The organism is Mesorhizobium sp. M7A.F.Ca.CA.003.01.2.1 (genome assembly GCF_003998945.1).
GTDB classification, from domain to species: domain Bacteria; phylum Pseudomonadota; class Alphaproteobacteria; order Rhizobiales; family Rhizobiaceae; genus Mesorhizobium; species Mesorhizobium ciceri.
Genome location: NZ_RZRA01000807.1, coordinates 1 through 2,668, shown reverse-complemented (window position 1 = coordinate 2,668; position 2,668 = coordinate 1). Strand labels below are relative to the sequence as shown.

General features: G+C 62.7%; 2 protein-coding genes. Both read right to left on the bottom strand.

Annotation, left to right across the window (positions count from 1 at the left end; genetic code table 11):
- On the bottom strand, positions 1-1,933 hold a 1,933-nt coding region (locus tag EN969_RS25870; RefSeq protein WP_206525234.1), incomplete at its 3' end, for a helicase-related protein.
- A gap of 493 nt (positions 1,934-2,426) precedes the next feature.
- The coding region (locus tag EN969_RS35610) for a hypothetical protein (protein ID WP_206525233.1) at positions 2,427-2,668 on the bottom strand (242 nt) is incomplete at its 5' end.

The following is a 2,668-nucleotide window of genomic DNA, read 5'->3' as shown; positions in this document are numbered from 1 at the left end:
GCTGGAAGGCGATGCCACGGCCGATGCCGGAAATCTGGTCGGCGTTTTTCAAGTCGACCAGCGGCTTCAGCAGCGACTCGATCTGGAAATTGACGAAACGCTCGGCACGCGCGGCGACCTTGTCGCGCGCCGGGCCGGTCAGCTGTTCGTCGGCCAGCAGCACCAGCCGCGGCTTCAGCGCGTCTTCGCCTGATACAAGCGTGCCGATCGGCGCACCGATCCAGCGCAGCGTGCCATCCGACCCGAGCGCGATATCGCCATTGGCCGAGGCGCCGAAGCGTTCGGCGCGCGCCTCGAACTCGGCGGCCAGCGCCTTCTGGGCAGCGGTGCGCACCGCCTTGGCGTCTTCGCCGCCGGCGGTCTGGTCGGCGGTGAAGCGGAACCCTTGCAGCTCGCCGACATGGTGGCCTTCGACAAGGACGGTTCCGGTAGGACTAATTTCGGCTTCAGGCATGGTATTTTCTCTAAGGCGCCGCATGAGGACGGAAGTCCTGCGGTCTACGAAGCGTTTCGTCAACCGCTCATGCAGCGCATCCGACAATCTGTCTTCGATTTCGCGCGTCTTTTCCTGCCAGTGTGCCTGATCGGCCAGCCAGCCGGGCCGGTTCGACACGAATGTCCAGGTGCGGATCTGGGCAATGCGATGCGAGAGCGTATCAATGTCGCCCTCTGTTGTGTCGGCGCGGCGAACCTGCTCGGCCATATAATTCTCGTCGACATGGCCGTGGCGTGCGAGGTCCGTGTAGATCGAGGCAATGAGGTCGGCATGCTGGGCCGGCGCGATCCTGCGGTAGTCGGGCAGCGCGCAGGCTTCCCACAACAGCGCCACGCGCTTGGCATTGGTGGTGAGTGCGCGGATGTCCTCGTCGCGCGACAGATGCTCGAGCGCCTGTGCATCGACGGCAGGCAATGCCCGTGTCAGTCCCTCGACCGGGGCGTTGGTTTCGATCGAGCGCTTCAGCGCGTCGAGGCTGGCAAAGTCGAAATGTGCGGTGCGCCATTGCAGCACCTTCACCGGGTCGAAGTCGTGGCCTTCGATCTTCTTGATCAGATCCTCGTCCAGCGGGTCGACCTGGCCGGTGACACCGAACGTGCCGTCGCGCAGATGCCGGCCGGCGCGGCCGGCGATCTGGCCAAGCTCGGCCGCCGTCAGATTGCGGTACTGGAAGCCGTCGAACTTGCGATTCTGGGCGAAGGCGACGTGGTCGAGATCGAGGTTGAGACCCATGCCGATGGCATCGGTGGCGATGAGGTAGTCGACATCGCCGGACTGGAACAGCGCCACCTGGGCGTTGCGGGTGCGCGGCGAGAGCGCGCCGAGCACGACGGCGGCACCGCCCTGCTGGCGGCGGATCAACTCGGCGATGGCGTAGACCTCGTCGGCGGAAAAGGCGACGATCGCCGTGCGCCGCGGCAGGCGGGTCAGCTTCTTGGAGCCGGCATAGGCAAGATGCGACAGCCTCGGCCGCGTCACCACCGAGACACCCCTCAGCAGGCGCTGCAGGATACTTTGCATGGTGGCGGCGCCCAGCAGCAGCGTTTCCTGGCGGCCGCGCAGGTGCAGGATGCGATCGGTGAAGATGTGGCCGCGCTCGAGGTCGCCGGCGAGCTGCACCTCGTCGATGGCGACGAAGGCGGCGTCGGTCTCGCGCGGCATGGCCTCGACGGTGCAGACCGAATATTTGGCGCCCGGTGGCTGGATCTTTTCCTCGCCGGTAATCAGCGCAACCTTGTGGGCGCCGACCTTTTCGCAGACGCGGGCGTAGACCTCGCGCGCCAGAAGCCTGAGCGGCAGGCCGATGATTCCACTCTCATGCGCCACCATGCGCTCGATGGCGAGATGGGTCTTGCCGGTGTTGGTCGGCCCGAGCACGGCGGTCACGTCGCGGCCCGACAGGATCAGCGGCTCAGTGTGTTTGGGCTGGATGTTCATCAACCTAGAATAAGGCTTCCGGGACCTGGAGATAAGGCTTCTGGCCTCTGGTTGTCGGGAGCGTGCCTCAAATGGGCGCGTATGACAGGCGACACATAGGGATTTCGGGCGCGAAGCGAAAGCGGAATGTTCCGTCGGCAGCCAGAAGGTGGTTCCGTCAAGCTCTCAATCAGAATGCGGATTAACGGATAGAACGAGTCTGGAACGAATCGGCGACGAATCAGTGACTCCTGCAGGTTCAGCTTTTGTTCACGGCTATATGTGGATTTCGCGACCACGAGACGCACCACATGCTGAATCGCTGAACTGGCCCGTTTCGTGCTAAGAGGGCATTGCCATTAACCTTTGCCGATAAACGATCACAATGGCTTGGCGTGCCTCGACCAAGGTTATGAAATTGTTGATCTTTCTTAATCTGCGTTAAGCAATTGGCAGGGGATTCCGGCTGTCGTCGTTAACGTTCAGCTCAAAGCCGGAACGAATCGGCGACGAATCAGCGATGGCGGAATTTTCCCGTTTTGTTCACCTCAATATCTTGTGTTGTGAACAGCTTATCCACCGAGAATCCACAGGCTTGGAAGCTGGTTTCGCACAGGCCGGCCGGGCCGCTGTTAACCTCTGCGTGCCGGATTGGGTCAGCAGCCGTGCTGTCACTTCGAAGGGACCATGGCGCAAACGAAAAACGGGCCGGCGCGCCGGCCCGTTTTTCGTTTGCGCCATGGTCCCTTCGAAGTG